General features: G+C 61.0%; 15 protein-coding genes and 1 pseudogene. 12 read left to right on the top strand and 4 right to left on the bottom strand.

The window, feature by feature from the left end; translation table 11 throughout:
* Positions 1–79 precede the first annotated feature (79 nt).
* A complete protein-coding gene (locus tag ACIQUI_RS05125; protein WP_403195523.1) occupies positions 80–4,189 on the top strand; it encodes a CheR family methyltransferase in 4,110 nt (1,369 codons plus the stop codon).
* Positions 4,190–4,229: 40 nt separating this feature from the next.
* On the opposite strand, the gene ACIQUI_RS05130 is transcribed toward ACIQUI_RS05125, so the two are convergent.
* Both ACIQUI_RS05130 and ACIQUI_RS05135 read right to left on the bottom strand, forming a co-directional pair.
* On the bottom strand, positions 4,230–4,745 hold the full coding sequence (locus tag ACIQUI_RS05130; protein WP_403195526.1) for an MgtC/SapB family protein: 516 nt from the start codon (positions 4,743–4,745) through the stop codon (positions 4,230–4,232).
* A 188-nt stretch (positions 4,746–4,933) separates the two neighbouring features.
* Entirely contained in the window at positions 4,934–5,848 is a 915-nt protein-coding gene (locus ACIQUI_RS05135) for a LysR family transcriptional regulator (RefSeq protein ID WP_403195529.1), read from the bottom strand.
* Positions 5,849–5,948: 100 nt separating this feature from the next.
* On the opposite strand from ACIQUI_RS05135, the gene ACIQUI_RS05140 reads away from it, so the two are divergent.
* The 10 genes and pseudogenes from ACIQUI_RS05140 to ACIQUI_RS05185 all read left to right on the top strand — a co-directional run bounded on the left by ACIQUI_RS05140 (position 5,949) and on the right by ACIQUI_RS05185 (position 14,529).
* A complete protein-coding gene (locus ACIQUI_RS05140; protein ID WP_403195531.1) occupies positions 5,949–6,914 on the top strand; it encodes an ABC transporter substrate-binding protein in 966 nt (321 codons plus the stop codon).
* A 75-nt stretch (positions 6,915–6,989) separates the two neighbouring features.
* The gene (locus ACIQUI_RS05145; protein WP_016714243.1) at positions 6,990–7,841 is read left to right on the top strand and encodes a proline/glycine betaine ABC transporter permease; all 852 of its coding nucleotides are present in this window, start codon (positions 6,990–6,992) and stop codon (positions 7,839–7,841) included.
* Positions 7,838–8,671, top strand: a complete 834-nt coding sequence (locus ACIQUI_RS05150; RefSeq protein WP_403195534.1) for a glycine betaine/L-proline ABC transporter ATP-binding protein — start codon at positions 7,838–7,840, stop codon at positions 8,669–8,671. The genes ACIQUI_RS05145 and ACIQUI_RS05150 overlap by 4 nt, the downstream gene beginning before the upstream one ends.
* Positions 8,672–8,683: 12 nt before the next feature.
* The gene (hutH, locus tag ACIQUI_RS05155) at positions 8,684–10,207 is read left to right on the top strand and encodes a histidine ammonia-lyase (protein ID WP_403195535.1); all 1,524 of its coding nucleotides are present in this window, start codon (positions 8,684–8,686) and stop codon (positions 10,205–10,207) included.
* A gap of 80 nt (positions 10,208–10,287) precedes the next feature.
* On the top strand, positions 10,288–10,779 hold the full coding sequence (locus tag ACIQUI_RS05160; protein ID WP_403195538.1) for a DUF1543 domain-containing protein: 492 nt from the start codon (positions 10,288–10,290) through the stop codon (positions 10,777–10,779).
* An 87-nt stretch (positions 10,780–10,866) separates the two neighbouring features.
* On the top strand, positions 10,867–11,007 hold the full coding sequence (locus ACIQUI_RS05165) for a DUF2256 domain-containing protein (protein ID WP_403195540.1): 141 nt from the start codon (positions 10,867–10,869) through the stop codon (positions 11,005–11,007).
* Between the two features lie 171 nt (positions 11,008–11,178).
* Positions 11,179–12,537 carry a Na+/H+ antiporter NhaA gene (gene nhaA, locus ACIQUI_RS05170; RefSeq protein ID WP_403195543.1) on the top strand — a complete coding sequence of 453 codons (1,359 nt, stop codon included), beginning with the start codon at positions 11,179–11,181 and terminating at the stop codon, positions 12,535–12,537.
* Positions 12,538–12,770: 233 nt separating this feature from the next.
* A complete protein-coding gene (locus ACIQUI_RS05175; RefSeq protein WP_403195546.1) occupies positions 12,771–13,034 on the top strand; it encodes a stress-induced protein in 264 nt (87 codons plus the stop codon).
* A gap of 79 nt (positions 13,035–13,113) precedes the next feature.
* Positions 13,114–13,390 (top strand): annotated as a pseudogene (locus ACIQUI_RS05180) (SDR family oxidoreductase); the annotation flags it as partial.
* A 131-nt stretch (positions 13,391–13,521) separates the two neighbouring features.
* Positions 13,522–14,529: a zinc-binding alcohol dehydrogenase family protein gene (locus ACIQUI_RS05185; RefSeq protein ID WP_403195549.1), complete on the top strand. Its 1,008-nt coding sequence runs from the start codon at positions 13,522–13,524 to the stop codon at positions 14,527–14,529.
* Between the two features lie 43 nt (positions 14,530–14,572).
* Here the strand turns inward: ACIQUI_RS05185 and ACIQUI_RS05190 are convergent, their stop codons facing one another.
* Positions 14,573–15,442 carry a DMT family transporter gene (locus ACIQUI_RS05190; RefSeq protein ID WP_403195550.1) on the bottom strand — a complete coding sequence of 290 codons (870 nt, stop codon included), beginning with the start codon at positions 15,440–15,442 and terminating at the stop codon, positions 14,573–14,575.
* A gap of 122 nt (positions 15,443–15,564) precedes the next feature.
* On the opposite strand from ACIQUI_RS05190, the gene ACIQUI_RS05195 reads away from it, so the two are divergent.
* Positions 15,565–16,947, top strand: coding sequence for a PLP-dependent aminotransferase family protein (locus ACIQUI_RS05195; protein WP_403195553.1), 1,383 nt, complete (start codon positions 15,565–15,567; stop codon positions 16,945–16,947).
* Between the two features lie 318 nt (positions 16,948–17,265).
* On the opposite strand, the gene ACIQUI_RS05200 is transcribed toward ACIQUI_RS05195, so the two are convergent.
* A complete protein-coding gene (locus ACIQUI_RS05200; RefSeq protein ID WP_403195554.1) occupies positions 17,266–17,736 on the bottom strand; it encodes a GNAT family N-acetyltransferase in 471 nt (156 codons plus the stop codon).
* Positions 17,737–17,962 lie beyond the last annotated feature (226 nt).

Raw genomic sequence — 17,962 nt, forward strand, 5'->3', positions numbered from 1 at the left:
ACCCCGCTCGTCGGCTGAAGGGTGTCGGGCCTATAATCGCTGCCAAAGCTCACTCCCGGTTCGCACAAGGCTCGTGCCAATGAAATCGTCCAGCAAGACTGCCCTCGCCTCGCCGCACAACCCTGCGCTCAGCCCCAGCCACCTGGACTTCCCGGTGGTGGGCATCGGTGCATCGGCCGGCGGGCTGGAGGCTGTGCAGGCGTTTTTCCAGCACGCCCCTGCGGATGCCGGCATGGCCTTCGTCGTGGTGCTGCACTTGTCACCGGACCACCAGAGCCAGGCCGACCGCCTGATCCAGCGCGTCACGCGCATGCCGGTGTGCCAGGTGAGCGAGCCGGTACCGATCGAGCGTAACCACGTGTATGTGATTTCGCCGGCCAACCGCCTGTCCACCAATGACGGCTACCTGCGGGTCAGCCCGGCCAGGCGCAGCCGCGGCGACCACGTCGCCATTGACCTGTTCTTCCGCGACCTGGCTGACGTGCACAAGGACCATGCGTTCTGCGTGATCCTTTCGGGCAGCGGCAGCGATGGCGCGGTGGGCCTGTCGCGCATCAAGGAACAAGGTGGCGTGACCCTGGTGCAGTCGCCCGACGACGCCCAGTACCCCGATATGCCCAAGGCCGCCATTGCCACCGGCATGGTGGATCTGGTGCTGCCGGTGGCCGACATTCCGGGCAAACTGGTGCAGCTGTGGCGTTCGGCACAAGAGGTGAAACTGCCGGAAATAGAAGACGATAGCCTGCCGCCGCCCCTGGGCGAACGCTCAGGCGACCCAGCCCGCTGCGACCCACTGCTCGACGACATCCTCGCCCACCTTCATGCCAGTACCGGTCACGACTTCCAGCACTACAAGCGCGCGACCGTGCTGCGCCGGCTTGAACGGCGCCTGCATGTCACCGCACAGACTGACCTGGCCGGTTACCGCGAATACCTCGAGCGGCACCCTGAGGAATGCCATGCATTGCTGGCTGACATGCTGATCGGGGTCACCAACTTCTTCCGCGACCGGGACGCCTTCGAAGCGTTGCAACAACAGGTCATGCCGGGGCTTGCCATCGACGACGGCGAGGATCAACAACGGGAAATACGCATCTGGTCGGCCGGTTGCTCATCCGGAGAGGAAGCCTACAGCCTGGCAATGATGGCGACTGAACAATTGGCACTGGAGCAGCGCAGTGCCAAAGTCCAGGTGTTCGCTACCGATCTTGACGAGCGCGCGATCAATACCGGCCGGCTTGGCGTTTATCCCGATGCCATCGCCACCGATGTACCCACGGCCAGGTTGCGTCAGTTTTTCATCAAGGAGGACCAGCACTACCGGGTACGCAAGGACATCCGCGAAAAAGTCCTGTTCGCCCGGCACAACCTGCTGTCCGATCCACCGTTCTCTCAGCTGGACCTGGTGGTATGCCGTAACCTGCTCATCTACCTGGACCGGGAAGTACAACGGGAAATATTGCGCCTGTTCCACTTTGCCCTGCGCAAAGGGGGCTACTTGTTCCTGGGCAGTTCGGAATCGGCGGACGTGGCTACCGACCTGTTTATTGCCGTGGACAAGCGCCATCGCATCTTCCGCGCCAGGGAGGTGGAGCCGGCGCGCCGCCCGGGGCGGCTTCAGACGCCCGACACGCAAGCAGTACGCGCCAAAGCCAAGCCCCTGCGCAAGCTGTCCTATGCTGAAATCCATCACCGTGCTTTGTCCAGGCGCACACCGCCCAGCCTGATCGTCGATGCCGATGGCAACATCTTGCACATGAGCGATGGCGTCGGCCGCTTCCTGCGCCACGCCGGTGGCGAAGTCAGCCCCAGCCTGCTGAACCTGGTACTCGCGCCGCTGCGCCCTGCCCTGCGCAGTACCTTGTTGCAGGCCCAGAACACCGGCCAGCCGGTCAGCTCGGGCGCCGTGATCACCACGGTCGACGACCAGCGCGTTGAAGTGCAGGTGCAGGTGCAGCCCCACCAGGACGAACCCAGTGGCAGCGAATGCCTGCTGGTGGTTTTCCTGGTTCGCGAAGCTGATCCCCAAAGCCCGCCTGCTATCGAGCAAACCGAAGGCATGGTCTTGACTACCTTGGAGCGCGAACTGCAGCGTACCCGCCAGCAGTTGCAGGAAACCATCGAGCAGTCGGATATCTCCAGCCAGGAGCTGATGGCCTCGAACGAAGAAATGCAGGCGATCAACGAGGAGTTGCGCCTGGCCAGCGAAGAGCTGGAAACCAGCAAGGAAGAGCTGCAGTCCATCAACGAAGAATTGCTTACGGTCAACTACGAGCTCAAGACCAAGGTCGATGAAACCGACAAGATCAACGACTACCTGAGCAACCTGATCGCCTCCACCCAGATCGCCACCGTTTTCGTCGACCGCCAGTTGCACATTCGCTGGTTCACCCCCGGGGCCACCGCCATTTTCAGCATACTGCCGGTCGACACCGGCCGCTCGCTGCTCGACATCACCCATCGCCTGGAATATCCAGGGCTGGCGGACGATGCACGGGCGGTGATCGAGCGCGAAACCACGCTCGAGCGCGAAGTCATCGGCCAGGACCAGCATTGGTACCTGGCGCGCCTGCTACCTTATCGGGCCAGCGAGCAGAATGTCGACGGCACCGTGCTGACGTTCATCGACATCACCAAAAGCCGCGCAGCCGAAGAGCGCCTGCGCCAGGGTGAGGAGCGCATGCGCCTGGTCGCGGAGAGCACCCATGACTTCGCCATCATCCTGCTTGACGAACAAGGCCTGATCATCGACTGGAACACTGGCGCTGCGCTGATATTCGGCTACGCCAAGGATGAAGTGCTGGGCCAGCACTATGGGCTGATTTTCACCGAGCAGGACCGCGAGGAAGGCGAACCGGAACGGGAACTGCGCGTCGCTCGCCTGAATGGCCGCGGCCAGGACGAACGCTGGCATGTGCGCAAGGACGGCAGCCGGTTCTATTGCAGTGGCGAAGTCTCGCGCCTCAAGGGCAGCAGTTTGCGCGGTTACGTGAAGATCGCCCGTGACCTGACCGGCCACAAGCGCCTGCAGGACGAACAAAGCAAGCGCCTGGCCGAGTCGCAAAGCTCCAGCCATATGAAGGACGAGTTCTTCGCGGTGATGTCCCACGAGCTCAAGCACCCGCTGAACCTGATCCAGCTCAATGCCGATATCTTGCGGCGCATTCCGTCGGTCACCAGCACCGGCATGGCGAGCAAGGCAGTCAACGTCATTCGCGAAGCGGTCACCAGCCAGGCGCGGATCATCGACGACTTGCTAGATGTGGCGCGCATCCGCACGGGCAAGCTCAAGCTCAAGACCCAGCCTGTCGACTTGTCTGGCGTGCTGCAAGGTATCTGCTCTGTAGCCAGCAATGAGCAGCGCGGCCGCAGTGTTCGACTGACGCTGCCGGCCGATGGGCTGCCGGTCTATGTTGAGGCCGACAGCACACGTGTCGAGCAGATCATCTGGAACCTGTTGAACAACGCACTGAAGTTCAGCCCTGCCGATGGCGAAATCCAGTTGAAACTTGCTCGGCAGGATGAGCAGGCACGAGTTGAAGTCATCGACCAGGGCATAGGCCTCGCCGAAAGCTCCCTGGAAGATATTTTTGAGCTGTTCAACCAGGCTGCCCCAACCGGGCATGGCCGTGAGGGGCTGGGTATTGGCCTTTCCCTGGTCCGCCAACTGGTAGAAGCCCATGGCGGAACGGTCAGCGTAGAGTCTCCCGGAATAGGCCTGGGTTGTACGTTCATCATCACATTGCCGTTGTGCGTGTACACCCAGCAACCCCAGGTTCAGGGCGAAGCGCAGCCATCAGAAGGCCGGCTGAAAGGGGTTCGCATACTGTTGGTGGATGACTCACTGGATGTGCTGGAAGTGATGGAGCAGTTGCTGTTGATGGAGGATGCCGAAGTCGACGCCTACAGTGACCCTAAACTGGCGCTGCAATCGGCGGCAGATGCGCGTTACGACGTGATCATCTCCGACATCGGCATGCCTGGCATGGATGGCCATGCACTGATCCGGGCGCTGCGTGGCCTGGAGCATCTGCGCTACATCCCTGCCATCGCCTTGACTGGCTACGGGGCAAGCGCTGACCAATACAAGTCTCGCCAGTCCGGTTTTGACCGCCACTTGAACAAGCCCGTGGGTTATGACGACCTGATTGACGCGATCGAGCGCCTGAATGGCTCGACGTCGGTCTGACCAGGAGCCGACAGGCTGACCGGGGGGCGAGCCACGCCCCTCAGTGCTTCCTGCCCTCCTCTTTCTGCTTCTCTTCATCCTGCCCTTCGACCTTGTCCACCAGCAAGGGCATGGTACCCAGTACCAACAGCGCCAGCACCGTGCTGACCAGCGCCGTGGCTTCGCGCCCCATCCCCGCCGCCGTACCGATAGCCGCCGTCATCCATAGCCCAGCGGCGGTGGTGAGGCCTTTGACATGGCTGGTGTCCTGGCCATTGCCTTTGAGTATGGTGCCCGCACCCAGAAAGCCGATACCGGCAACGATGCCCTGAATCACCCGGCTGAGCGCCTGCGCATCGGCGCCTGCCATGCTCGGTGCCAGCACGAACAGCGCCGCCCCCAGCGAAACCAGCATGTGCGTGCGCACCCCGGCGGATTTGCCCTTGTGCTCGCGCTCGAAACCCAGCACCGCGCCCAGTACGGCCGCCATCACCAGGCGTACCAGTATTCGCACGATCTCGCGCTCATCGCCGATATCGGCGAATTCGGCCTGGATGGTTTGCCAGATCATGTCCATTGGCAGGTTCCGGCCTGATCACGTTCCCTGCCTGTGCGGCGCGCGTCACAGGCTCGCGTTTGTTCGATCTCGATGGGCATGGCAGCGTTTTCCGTGGGCGGTTAAAACCTAGGACTGCAAGCGCTGCAAGGTTGCTGCATCGAACTGCCAGGTGGGCTCGTGCAAGCCCCCATCGCCCTACCCGCTGTTCATTCGGATGCAAACGACGGTCGTTCCGCAAACCATGCCACCGCCAACTCCTTGAACGCCTCAGCCGAAGGCGTCAGCGGATAGCGCTGATCATGCGCCAGTACGATGCTATGCGTTGGCAATTTCTCCTGAGTCGGCCGACAGACCAGCGCTTGGCCATCATAACTACGATCACCAAACGGCCGGGTGTAGATCAGCGCCACGCCAAAGCCATTGGCGACGAGGCTGCGCTGCAACTCGAAGGTGCGAACCCGGTGCACCACGGCGGGTGAAAGGTCGTAAAAGCTGAACAGATCCAGCACGTGCTGCCAACTTTGCGCCTGATCGGTAACGACCAGGGTGTAGTCGGCCAGTGCCTTGAGACTGACACGCGGTTCACTGGCCAGCGGGTGATCGGCCGCCAGCAGTACCTGAGCGGTCAGTTGGCACAGCGGAGTGGTTTGCGTGTTCGGTGGCAAACCCAGGTCATAGGTGATCGCCAACTCGATCGCCCCTTCACTCAGCCGCTTGCCAACAAAATCGAAGCTGCCATCGCGCATGTCGACCGTGACCCTTGGGCAGGACTCCTGCATCCGTCGCACGATTTGCGGCAGGCAATAGGGCGCAAGGTCTTCAAAGCAGCCGACCACCAGTTCTCCGACACACTCGCCGGCAGTGGCATTGATCTCGGCAAAGGTCTGAGCCTCTGCCAGTACACGACGTGCCTGGACCATGACGGTTCGACCGAATGGGGTCAACGAGATGCCGAGGCCCCGTTGGCGTATGAAGATGGACTGACCCAGCACTTCCTCGAGTTCCGTGATGGCCGCCGAGATGGAGGGTTGCGAAACATGAAGCTCCATGGCGGCCGTCGTCAGGTTTCCGTGCTTGGCCGCTGCGAGCGCGTAGCGCAATTGCCGCAGTGTGAACTTCATAGGTTTTTCCGTTGTGATGCATCAGCACTTATTATTTCTTCCTTTTTTGAGGTTGTGAAATATTTCTCCCGTGCACATGTTCTTGTTCGGGAGCGTCACAATGACAATTACAAAAGCTCTGCTTGCCACAACGTTTTCTTTCGGGCTGCTGGCATCCGCTGGCGCCAGCCAGGCCGCCGGTTGGTGCGAGTCGGGCAAACCGGTGAAGTTCGCCGGTTTGAACTGGGAAAGCGGGATGCTGCTCACTGACGTGATGCAGTTTGTGCTGAAAAATGGCTATGGCTGTGATACCGACAGCCTGCCGGGTAACTCCATCTCCATGGAAAACGCTCTGAGCAGCAACGACATTCAGGTGTTTGCCGAAGAATGGGTGGGGCGCAGCGAGGTCTGGAACAAGGCTGCGGCTGCCGGCAAGGTCGTTGGCATCGGTTCGCCGGTCGTTGGTGCGGTCGAAGGCTGGTATGTGCCGCGTTATGTGATCGAGGGCGATGCCAAGCGCAAACTCGAAGCCAAGGCACCTAACCTCAAGAGCATCGCCGACCTGGGGCAATACGCCCAGGTATTCAAGGACCCTGAAGAACCAGACAAGGGGCGCTTCTACAATTGCCCGGCCGGCTGGACCTGCGAGCTGGACAACAGCGAGATGCTCAAGCGCTACGGCCTGGAAAGCAGCTATACCAACTTCCGCCCGGGCACCGGCCCGGCACTGGATGCCGCCGTACTGTCGAGCTACAAGCGTGGCGAGCCGATCCTGTTCTACTACTGGTCGCCGACGCCGCTGATGGGCCAGGCCGACCTGGTCAAGCTGGACGAACCAGGCGTGGATAAATCGGTGACCATTCAGGTGGGTGTGTCGAAGGCCTTCCACGAACAGGCGCCGGAGCTGGTGGCGGTGCTGGAAAAGGTCAATCTGCCGATCGATCTGCTGAACCAGAACCTGGGGCGTATGAGCAAGGAGCGTATCGAGTCGCCTGAGTTGGCCAAGCTGTTCCTCAAGGAACACCCCGAAGTCTGGCACCGCTGGGTCAGCGAAGACGCAGCCAAAAAGGTAGACGCGGCACTCTGAGGGTGTGAGCGGGTCCGGCGCCTGTCGGGCACGCCATGCAGCAGTCCGCTTCATGCACTTGCTTGAGAGAATTCCATGTTTCCCAAAAACTTCACGTTTTCCATTGCCGACTGGGTCAATGGCTGGGTCGATGCGCTGGTAACCAACTACGGTGATGTGTTCCGGCACATCTCCGACACCCTGCTGTGGGCCATTGTCAACCTCGAAGGCCTGCTGCGGGCAACACCCTGGTGGCTGATGCTGGCCATCGTCGCGGGGATTGCCTGGCACGCCACGCGCAAGGTTGTGCCCACTGCCGTGATCGTCGGCTTGCTGTTTCTGGTCGGTGCGGTCGGGCTCTGGGACAAGCTGATGCAGACCTTGGCGCTGATGCTGGTAGCAACGCTGATATCGGTGTTGGTGGGCATTCCGCTGGGTATCCTGTCGGCGCGCAACGATCGCCTGCGGGCGGTGTTGATGCCGCTGCTCGATATCATGCAAACCATGCCCAGCTTCGTGTACCTGATTCCGGTACTGATGCTGTTCGGCCTGGGCAAAGTGCCGGCCATCTTTGCCACCGTCATCTATGCCGCCCCGCCGCTGATCCGCCTTACCGACCTGGGCATCCGCCAGGTGGATGGCGAAGTCATGGAGGCGATCAATGCATTCGGTGCCAATCGCATGCAACAACTGTTCGGCGTGCAGCTGCCACTGGCGTTGCCGAGCATCATGGCCGGTATCAACCAGACCACCATGATGGCCCTGTCGATGGTGGTCATTGCATCGATGATCGGTGCCCGTGGCCTGGGTGAAGACGTGCTGGTGGGCATCCAGACCCTGAATGTGGGCCGTGGCCTTGAAGCGGGTCTGGCCATTGTGATTCTGGCGGTTGTGATCGACCGCATTACCCAGGCCTATGGCCGGCCACGGCATGGGGTGGGCAAATGAGCGCCAAGCAAGCGATGAACAAGATCGAAGTCAAACATGTGTTCAAGATTTTCGGTGCTCGCGCCGAAGAAGCCCTGAAACTGATCCGCCAGAACAAAGGCAAAGATCAGGTCCTGGCCGAAACGGGCTGCGTGGTCGGGGTCAACGACCTGTCGTTGTCCATCGGCAGCGGTGAAATCTTTGTGATCATGGGGCTGTCCGGCTCGGGCAAGTCGACCCTGGTGCGTCACTTCAACCGCCTGATCGACCCAACCAGCGGTGAGATCCTGGTGGATGGCGAAGACATTCTGCAATACGACATGCAAGCCCTGCGCGAATTTCGCCGCCACAAGATCAGCATGGTGTTCCAGAGCTTCGGCCTGTTGCCACACCGCACCGTGCTGGACAACGTTGCCTACGGCCTGAAAGTCCGTGGTGAGAGCAAGGCCCTGTGCGCCGAGCGTGCCCTGCACTGGATCAACACCGTGGGCCTCAAGGGTTACGAAAAATCCTACCCGCACCAGTTATCAGGCGGCATGCGTCAGCGCGTCGGCCTGGCCCGGGCCTTGGCCGCCGATACCGACATCATCCTGATGGACGAGGCCTTCAGTGCGCTCGACCCGCTCATTCGCGCCGAAATGCAGGACCAGTTGCTGGAACTGCAAAAGACCCTGCACAAGACCATTGTCTTCATCACCCACGACCTGGACGAAGCGGTGCGTATCGGCAACCGGATTGCCATTCTCAAGGACGGTCGCCTGATCCAGGTCGGCACACCGAAGGAAATCCTCTACCAGCCTGCGGACGAGTACGTAGATCGTTTCGTGCAGCGCCGTGTTGCTTCGCTTTAAGGAACCACGTGAATGTCAGTTGCCGAAAAGATCATCATCGACGAGGCGCCCGTTCGCTGGCAGGACGTGGTGGCAGTGGCCCGACACGGGGCGAAGCTCGAGCTGGCCGCGTCGGCCTGGGCGCGGATCGAGAACGCCCAGGCGATCGTCCAGCGCATCGTTGCCAGCGGGGAGCGCGCCTATGGCGTCAACACCGGGCTTGGCGCCTTGTGCAATGTCTCGTTGCAGGACGAACAACTCAGCCAGCTGTCGCATAACACCCTGCTCAGCCATGCCTGTGGCGTAGGTTCTGCGCTGTCGGACGAACAGACCCGGGCGATCATGTGCGCGGCGATCATCAACTTCAGCCAGGGCCGCTCCGGCCTGCAGCGCAAGGTGGTCGAGGCGCTGCTGAGCCTGCTCAACCAGCACATCACCCCGCAGGTGCCGAAACAGGGGTCTGTGGGGTATCTGACCCACATGGCACATATCAGCATCAGCTTGCTGGGCGTCGGCCAGGTCAGCTATCGCGGCCAGATCGTGCCGGCGCAGCAGGCCTTGGCCGAGATCGGCCTGGCGCCGGTCAAACTGGGCGCAAAGGATGGCCTGTGCCTGGTCAACGGTACCCCCTGCATGACCGGCCTGAGTTGCCTGTCGCTGGACGACGCCACGCGTTTGTGCCAATGGGCAGACGTTATCGGCGCCATGAGCTTCGAGGCCCTGCGCGGTCAACTCGACGCCTTCGACCCTGAAATCATCGCGCTGAAACCGCACCCCGGCATGCAACGTGTGGGCAGTAACTTGCGGCGCCTGCTCGACGGCAGCGAGGTCATTGCCAATAGCCATGGCATCCGCACTCAGGACGCCTTGAGCATTCGCTCGATACCGCAGGTGCATGGCGCCGCGCGCGATCAGCTGGCTCACGCGGCGCGACAGATCGAAACCGAACTCAACTCCACCACTGACAACCCGATGCTGCTGGGTACACCTGAGTCATATCGGGTGGTTTCCCAGGCGAATCCGCACGGCCAGTCGGTAGCCATGGCGGCCGACCTGCTGGCCATCGCGGTGGCCGAGATCGGGGCGATTGCCGAGCGCCGGCTCGATCGGCTGATCAACCCGTTGGTCAGCGGTTTGCCGGCCTTTCTGGTCAGCCAGCCAGGTGTGAATTCGGGCATGATGATTGTGCAGTACGTCGCCGCTTCACTGTGTGCAGAAAACCGTCAGCTGGCGCAGCCGGCAGTCATCGACAACTACGTCACCTCTGGTATGCAGGAGGATCACCTGAGCATGGGTACCAATGCCGGGTTGAAGCTGCACCGCGCGCTGGAGAACTGTACGCAGATCCTTGCCATCGAATACCTGCTGGCGGCCCAGGCGTTCGAGTTTCTCAAGGAGCAGCGCTTTGGCGCCGGTACCCGCGTTGCCTGGCAGTTGTTGCGAGAACAGGTGCCGGCCTATTCCCAGGACCGTTGGCTGGCCCCGGACATCGCCAACAGTGCAGCGATCCTGAAAGACCCCGGCCTGCCTGGCGCTGCCTTTGCCTGGCTGCTATGACCGCGGTTGGCGCCTGGCGACCCTCATGCTGGTACTATTTGCACCAATAGTGTTTTTGGGCTGCTGGTCAAGGATTCATCATGCTCTACATCGTCATGCTCGGCGGCCGCCACCCTCGAGCCCGCATCGAAGTCCACGATGTGGTCTTCGCCCAGGCCGACAGCCTGGAACAACTTTACCCCCAGCTACGCGAAGCCTGGTTCGGCAGCGCCCAAGGGCTGCACATCGATTCCTGGCTGGAAGTGGCCGGGGTCGATGGCTACCGTGTCGAACTGAGCCAGGTGGCCCCCGGCCCCGGCGCCATGCGCTTGTTTTTCCTGAACCTGGGCGGTTATGAACGGCAGGTGTTCGGCGAAGCGCATCGGTACCTGCTGGTGGCGGCGGTCGACAAGGCCGAGGCAAAGCGCCTGGGCAAACAACGCATGGCGGCAGACTGGCTGAAGCCGCACACCGACGCCGTGCTCGATGTCGACGATTGCCTGCCGGTAGACCTGGTGGCAGGGCGCTATGTGCATCTGGTCGAAGGCGAGCATGCGGGTGTCCGCCAGTTCAGCGACTACATCCTGCTCTGAAGCCCGTCGACCGGGGTTGAGGCACGCCATGCGCTTGAAACGGTTGACAGAAACCTGCCAGCAACTGCGTATGGGACACTTCACCCCATGAAGAAGCCGTTCCTACCCAGCAAGATCTGCGCCGCGTGCGGTTTGCCGTTTAGCTGGCGCAAGCGGTGGGCCAAGTGCTGGGAACACGTACGCTACTGTTCCGAACGCTGCCGCCGCGCACACCATAAACCTCACTAGTCAGCCCTGCGCCCGCCCCGGCGATGCTGCAGCGCAAAAGCAGCGGCACAATCCCTCTGCGCAAAACTGCGTTCGGATGATAGACTTGCCCCCGGGTGCTAACTGCATAACGCAGTGACGCAGGTTAAATATCAGCGCAGGTCGGGCCGCCTTGCGGGGTTACTTGCGCCTATGCAAAAAATTCGAATCCCCCTTGCCCAGCAACTTGCCCGTCGTGCGCTCGCCACGCTAGAGCGCTTCCTGCATGTCGAGGCCGTGAGTGGTGTGGTGTTGCTCATCGCCGCCCTGGCTGCACTCGCCTGGGCTAACTCTTCACTCGCTGATAGCTACGATTCGCTCTGGCACACACCGCTCACGTTCGGTGTGGGGTCGATGGTTTTTTCGCAATCCCTGCACTTCTGGGTCAATGATGGCCTGATGACCATCTTCTTCCTGGTGGTCGGCATGGAGATCCGCCGAGAAATCCACGAAGGCGCGCTGGCGAGCCTGCGCCAGGCTACCTTGCCCATGGCAGCAGCCATGGGCGGCGTGGTTGTACCGGCGCTGATCTACCTGGCGTTCGCGCATGCACCGCAAGAACAGAACGGCTGGGCTGTGCCCACGGCCACCGACATCGCCTTCGCCGTCGGCGTGCTCGCCCTGCTTGGCAAATCGATCCCGTCCAACGTGCGAATCTTCTTGCTGGCGCTGGCGATCATCGACGACATCATCGCGGTGCTGATCATTGCCATCTTCTATTCCGGCGGCCTGGACTACACAGGCTTTGGCGTTGCCATCGTTGGCATCCTGCTGGTTGTCGGGTTGCAGAAGATCGGCGTTGGTTCGGCCTATGCGTACGTTATTCCCGGCGCGATTACCTGGCTTGGCGTACTGATGACCGGTGCCCACCCCACCTTGGCTGGCGTGGTGCTCGGGCTCATGACACCCGTGCGCTCAGCCCCCATGGGTGAGCGCCCTGTGGACGCCGTCAAGCGGTTTTCCAACGATCTGCTTGGCAGTGTAAAAGCACCACAGCAGGACAGCAGCAACTTGATCCAGCCGCTGAAACGCCTGCGGCTTGCCCAGCGTGACCTGGTACCGCCTGTGGTGCGGGTGCAGAGTGCGCTGCACCCTTGGGTAGCCTTCGTGATAATGCCGCTGTTCGCGCTGGCCAATGCCGGGGTCGGGCTTTCCGGGGTGGACTTGTCCTCCGAAGGGCCATACCACGTGATGCTCGCTGTCAGCCTGGCACTTGTACTGGGCAAACCCTTGGGCATCGTCTCCGTCAGCTGGCTAATGGTGCGCCTGGGTTGGTGTGCACTGCCCAAGGGTGTGACCTGGAGTGGCATTACCTTGATCGGCTTGCTGGCAGGCATTGGTTTCACCATGTCGATCTTTATCGCCAACCTCGCCTTTGGCGACCCAGGTTCACTGGGTGCAGCCAAGCTCGGCATCCTCACCGGGTCGCTCGTTGCTGCCTCCATCGGGCTGTTGTGGGGCGCGGTAAGCGTTAGAAAAGCCGCCAACGCCAAGCCATTGAACGCCGCCTAGTCTCCAAGGCACCGCTCGCGGGCCGCAAAGGGCTGCCCGCACGGTGCGTGAATTATCCATTGAGTGCGCAAACCCCTGCGCCAGCCTGCAAGCTTTTACGACACAACTGATTGAGGGATGGGTATTTTCGCGCACCTCGTCTGCTAGCCTGAAAGTTGTCTGAGCAACCGCAGCCAGCTGGCCCTCACACGTAAACACAGCTTTTTCTGTGTGAACATGCGAGGTTCAAGATCATGGCTAACGAACAAGACAAAACCGGTCAGCAACGCGGTCAGATGTCTGGCGGCAAACCTCAAGAGCATCAACAGGGCGGCCAAGGGGCCTGGCAGGACAAGCAGGGCCAGGATCCCGGGCGGGCGAGCGGTGCCAATCAGCAAGGTGCAAAAGGCGGCCACTCCCCGGACAAGAAATCAGACAACGCCCGCCACGGCAACATGGATGATGCCTCACAAGCCGATAAAGACCAGGACGGCGGGATGACAGACAAGAACCGTTAACCTCTGCAAGCCTTGGCGACGGATCGCCTTGGCATCTCCTCTACCCCGCCTCAACGTTACCGCCCTCACCCGCCTCACCTATGCCGGCGTTCAAGTGCAGGCAGTGATGCCCCGTGCTACCGCCACCGAGTTTTTGGCAGACAGGCGGTTTGCCGCTCGAAAACCTCGACCCCGCCATCGTGATGTCGGCCCAGGATCTGGTTGACGGTGCCCCGCAGGACTTCGACAGCGGCGTGCTGATCTCCCTGCCGTCGATACACGATCTGCAAGCCTTCGACCATTACGAAGCCAGCCGACAGGCATTGTTCGGCCAGCTTTCCAGCAGCCAGCTGGCGCCGCGCTACAGCGCCAAGTGATCAGCAATGGCCCGAGCCTCACACCATTTTCATCACAGGCGAGAAAGTCTTACTGCATTCAGGCTATTTTTTGAGTGAATCGAAAGGAATAGCCTGCTCTCACTTTTTCATAACCCTTGGAGGTAGCGCCAATGAAGGCCGTCGTTTACACCCAGCCCGGTTTGCCGATTCACGACCCGCAAGCACTGTATGACGCAGAACTGCCCACGCCAAAACCCGGCCCCCGCGACCTCTTGGTCGAAGTCAGGGCCATTGCCGTCAACCCGGTGGATACCAAGATCCGCGCAAGCCGCGGCGGTGAGCAACCACAAATCCTGGGTTGGGATGCAGTCGGCGTGGTCCGCGAAGTGGGGCCGGAAGTCACGTTGTTCCAGGCAGGCGATGAGGTGTACTACGCCGGGGCGATTGACCGCCCGGGCAGTTATAGCGAGGTACACGTAGTGGATGAGCGCATCGTCGGGCACAAGCCCCGCAGCCTGGATAACGCCAGTGCCGCCGCCTTGCCGCTCACCTCCATTACTGCCTGGGAGCTGCTGTTCGACCGCCTGGGCATTGAAGAAAACGGTGGCAAAGGCCAGCGCCTGCTGGTGATCGGTGCCGCCGGAGGGGTGGGTTCGATCCTGGTCCAGCTCGCCAGCAAGCTCACCCAGCTGACGGTAATCGGCACCGCATCAAGGCCCGAAACCCAGGCCTGGGTCGAGGCGCTGGGCGCTCACCATGTTATCGATCACAGCGCGTCGATCCCGTTGCAGTTGGAAGAACTCAAGCTGAACCAGGTCGACTACGTGATCAGCCTCACGCACACCGACAGTTACCTTGCGCAACTGGTGGAAGTGCTACGCCCGCAAGGCAAGCTGGCGCTGATCGACGACCCGGCACAGCTGGATGTGATGCCGCTCAAGCGCAAGTCGCTTTCACTGCATTGGGAGCTGATGTTCACGCGTTCCCTGTACAAGACCGAGGACATGATCAAGCAGCATCAACTGCTCGGCCGCGTGGCCCGGCTGGTCGATGATGGCGTACTCAAGACAACCCTCGGCGAGCACTACGGCACCATCAACGCCGAGCACCTCAAGCGTGCGCACGCCATGATCGAAAGTGGAAAAGCACGCGGCAAGATTGTGCTGGAAGGGTTCTGAATGCTTGCTGGCAGTGGTAGGCCTGGTTACCGCCACTGCCGGTTCAACGTGCGTATTTCTTGGCCCCGGCCACACAGATGACAGCCCCCAGCGTGACCACAAGCATCATCCAGCTGACGTGCTCGTGCAGCAGCAACGCGGCTAGGCCAAGCCCCATGAACGGCTGGAAAAGTTGCAATTGGCCCACAGCCGCAATCCCGCCCTGGACCAGCCCCCGGTACCAGAACACAAAGCCAATCAGCATGCTGAACAGTGAAACGTAGCCAAAGCTGAACCATGCAGGGGCGCTTACCTTGGCAAAGGTATCAGGCGCTGGAAAATTAGCGACCGTCAGCAGCAGCATGAACGGCAACGCCACAAGCAACGCCCAGCTGATCACCTGCCAACCACCCAATGTCCGCGACAGTCGCGCCCCTTCCGCATACCCCAACCCACACACAACGACCGCAGCCATCATCAGCAGGTCGCCCACCACCGAGCCGTCACCACCATTCATCAACGCATAACCTGCGACCAGGCCAGCACCGATCATCGAGAACAACCAGAACAGCGGCTGGGGGCGCTCACCACCCCGCAGCACGGCAAAGCCTGCGGTACACAGGGGCAACAGCCCGACAAAAACAATGGAATGAGCTGAGGTGACATGCTGCAGGGCCAGTGCCGTCAACAGCGGAAAACCGATGACAACGCCAAGCGCTGTTATCGCCAATGACCACAAATCACTCCGTTTCGGCCGAGGCTGGCGCAACACGATCAAGAAGAGCGCACCCAGCAAGGCGGCAATGGTTGCCCTGGCACAGGTCAGAAACGTCGGTTCGAAATCCGCCACTGCCACACGGGTTGCCGGCAACGAGCCCGCAAAAATTGCGACGCCTATAAAGCCGTTAATCCATCCGCTTGTTGTTTTTTCCATTCGGTAAGTCCTCGATAATCCTGTGTTCAGTACACCACTGACGGGTTTATCAAGGCCATGTACAATCCAATACAGTTGAACCGAACTGTTATGCATATGAAACCAGCACAGTTGAGCGCGCGATGAAACGCAGCGGAACGCGAATTCAAACGGTCATGGGCGAAATCCAGTCCAGGATCGCCTCCCGAACCTACACACCCGGCACAAGAATTCCCTCCGTGCGGGCCATGGCCCAAGCCATGCAGGTCTCGGTGTCTACCGTCCTTGAGGCCTATGAGCGGCTGATGGCAGAGGGCGTGCTCAGCGCTCGCCCAGGCTCCGGCTTTTACGTGGCGGGGCCAGTGGCGCCCTTGGCACTGACCGAACTTGGCCCCAGGTTCGATCGTGTGGTCGACCCGCTGTGGATTTCGCGACAGTCGCTTGAAACCTCCATCGATGCGTTGAAACCCGGCTGCGGGTGGCTACCGCCTTCATGGATGTACGAAGCCGGCATGCGTAAGGCGCTTAGAACCGTTGCCCGGTCTGACGCGGCAAAACTGACCGAGTACGCTTCACCGCTTGGGTACGCTCCGCTCAGGCAGTTTTTGTCGCGACGCCTGGCAGGCATGGGGATCGAAGCCGCTCCGGAACAGATCATGCTGACGGAATCCGGCACTCACGCCATCGACCTTATTTGCCGTTTTCTGCTGGAACCGGGCGACACAGTACTGGTAGACGACCCCTGCTATTTCAACTTCCACGCGCTGCTCAAAGCACACAGGGTGAACGTGGTCGGCGTGCCCTACACGCCGACGGGCCCGGACATCGATGCGTTCGGCGCTGCCCTGCTCGCGCACTCGCCGCGGTTGTACATCACGAATTCCGGCATCCACAACCCGACCGGGGCCACCCTCTCACCGGTCACGGCGCACAAGTTGCTGAAGCTGGCCGACACCTCCAGCCTGGTGATTGTCGAGGACGACATCTTTGGCGACTTCGAGCATACGCCCGCGCCACGGCTGTCGGCCTTCGACGGCCTTGCTCGTGTCATCCAGATAGGCAGCTTCTCCAAAACCATCTCAGCCTCGGTTCGGTGCGGCTACATTGCTGCTCGCGGGGAATGGATCGAAAGCCTGGTCGACCTCAAGATTGCGACCACATTCGGCGGTGGGCGCCTGGCCGCAGACCTCATCCATCACGCGATTACTGATAGCGGGTACCGAAAACACATGGAGAGTGTTCGCCTTCGGTTGGCCGAGCACATGGACAAAACGGTAGCGAGGCTTCAGGCCATAGGTATCAAGCCCTGGATCATCCCCCAGGCTGGCATGTATGCCTGGTGCCAACTGCCTCACGGCAAGGATGCCGCAACACTGGCCAGGGCGTGTTTGCCGGAAGGTGTGGTGCTGGCACCCGGAAATGCCTTCAGCCAGTCGATGATGGCGGGGGATTTTCTGCGTTTCAACGTTGCTCAATCGGGTGACGCCAGAATCTACGAAGTGTTGAAACGGGCTCTGGGTGCGTAGGCACGGGGCCTGTCCACGTCACATAGATGTCGCTGGGGAGCTTTTTCGCTGTGAGTCGAAAGCGGTCATTCACGATCAGCCGCGTTCGACCCAAAGCTGCCACTGAAATAAGCTGCTTCGTGAGCGCTACGCGCACTCTGTGGGAGCGGGCTCGCCCGCGAACACCGGGGCAGCCGGTGCCAGGCTCCGCGGTGGATTCTTCGCGGCGGTTCGACGCCTCGACGCGCCCGCTCCCACAAAGATTGCTGTTCGGCTCACCGGCCGCTTCAAGTCGAAACCCGTCGGAGCAAAACGCTGTTTCGCCTTCCCCTACCCTGTTCATCCGATCAATCGCTTGCGCATGGGTGTGCATGCCAGTTCAAGCCCCGAAGGCGAGGTATAGATGCCGCTTTCCTCCCCGAGGTAGCCACACCGGTGGTAGAACGCAGTAGCATTCGGGGTCGCGTCCAGATGTATTTCGGCAAGCCCGGCCTCAAGCGCCAGCCGCTCCAGGTGGTGGATCATGGCCTTGCCAATTCCCTGCCCCATGAACCCGGGCAGGACAAATACAGCACCCAGCTCACCAGACTGGAAATCAACAAACCCCGTGGCAACCGCTACTTCGCCCCGCCATGCAATGTGGTAATGGCGCTCGACACTGGCCCGGTACCGCTCCGTCAACGGGACCTGCGTCCAGGCCTGAACCTGTTCTGGCGTGTAGACGGTAATACACTGGTGCCTTATAGCCTGAAGCCGGATATCGAAAGCGACCTCGGCGTCACTGTACTTGGCTGGGCGGATCTCCAACATGCTCATACTCCTTATGATGGGTGTTCATGATCGGAGCATGAAAAAGCCCCGACCATTGTGGGCGGGGCTTAGGGGATGCGTGGAATTTACGCGCGCAACGCCCTATGGCCCGCCGACCGCGTTGGATTCTTCGCGGCGGTTCATCACCTCGACGCGCCCGCTCTCACAAAGATTGCTGTTCGGCTCACGGGCTGCAATTCGACCCATAGCTGCCACCGATGAATAC

The sequence above is a fragment of the Pseudomonas sp. NPDC090592 genome, from assembly GCF_044769185.1.
Lineage (GTDB): Bacteria > Pseudomonadota > Gammaproteobacteria > Pseudomonadales > Pseudomonadaceae > Aquipseudomonas.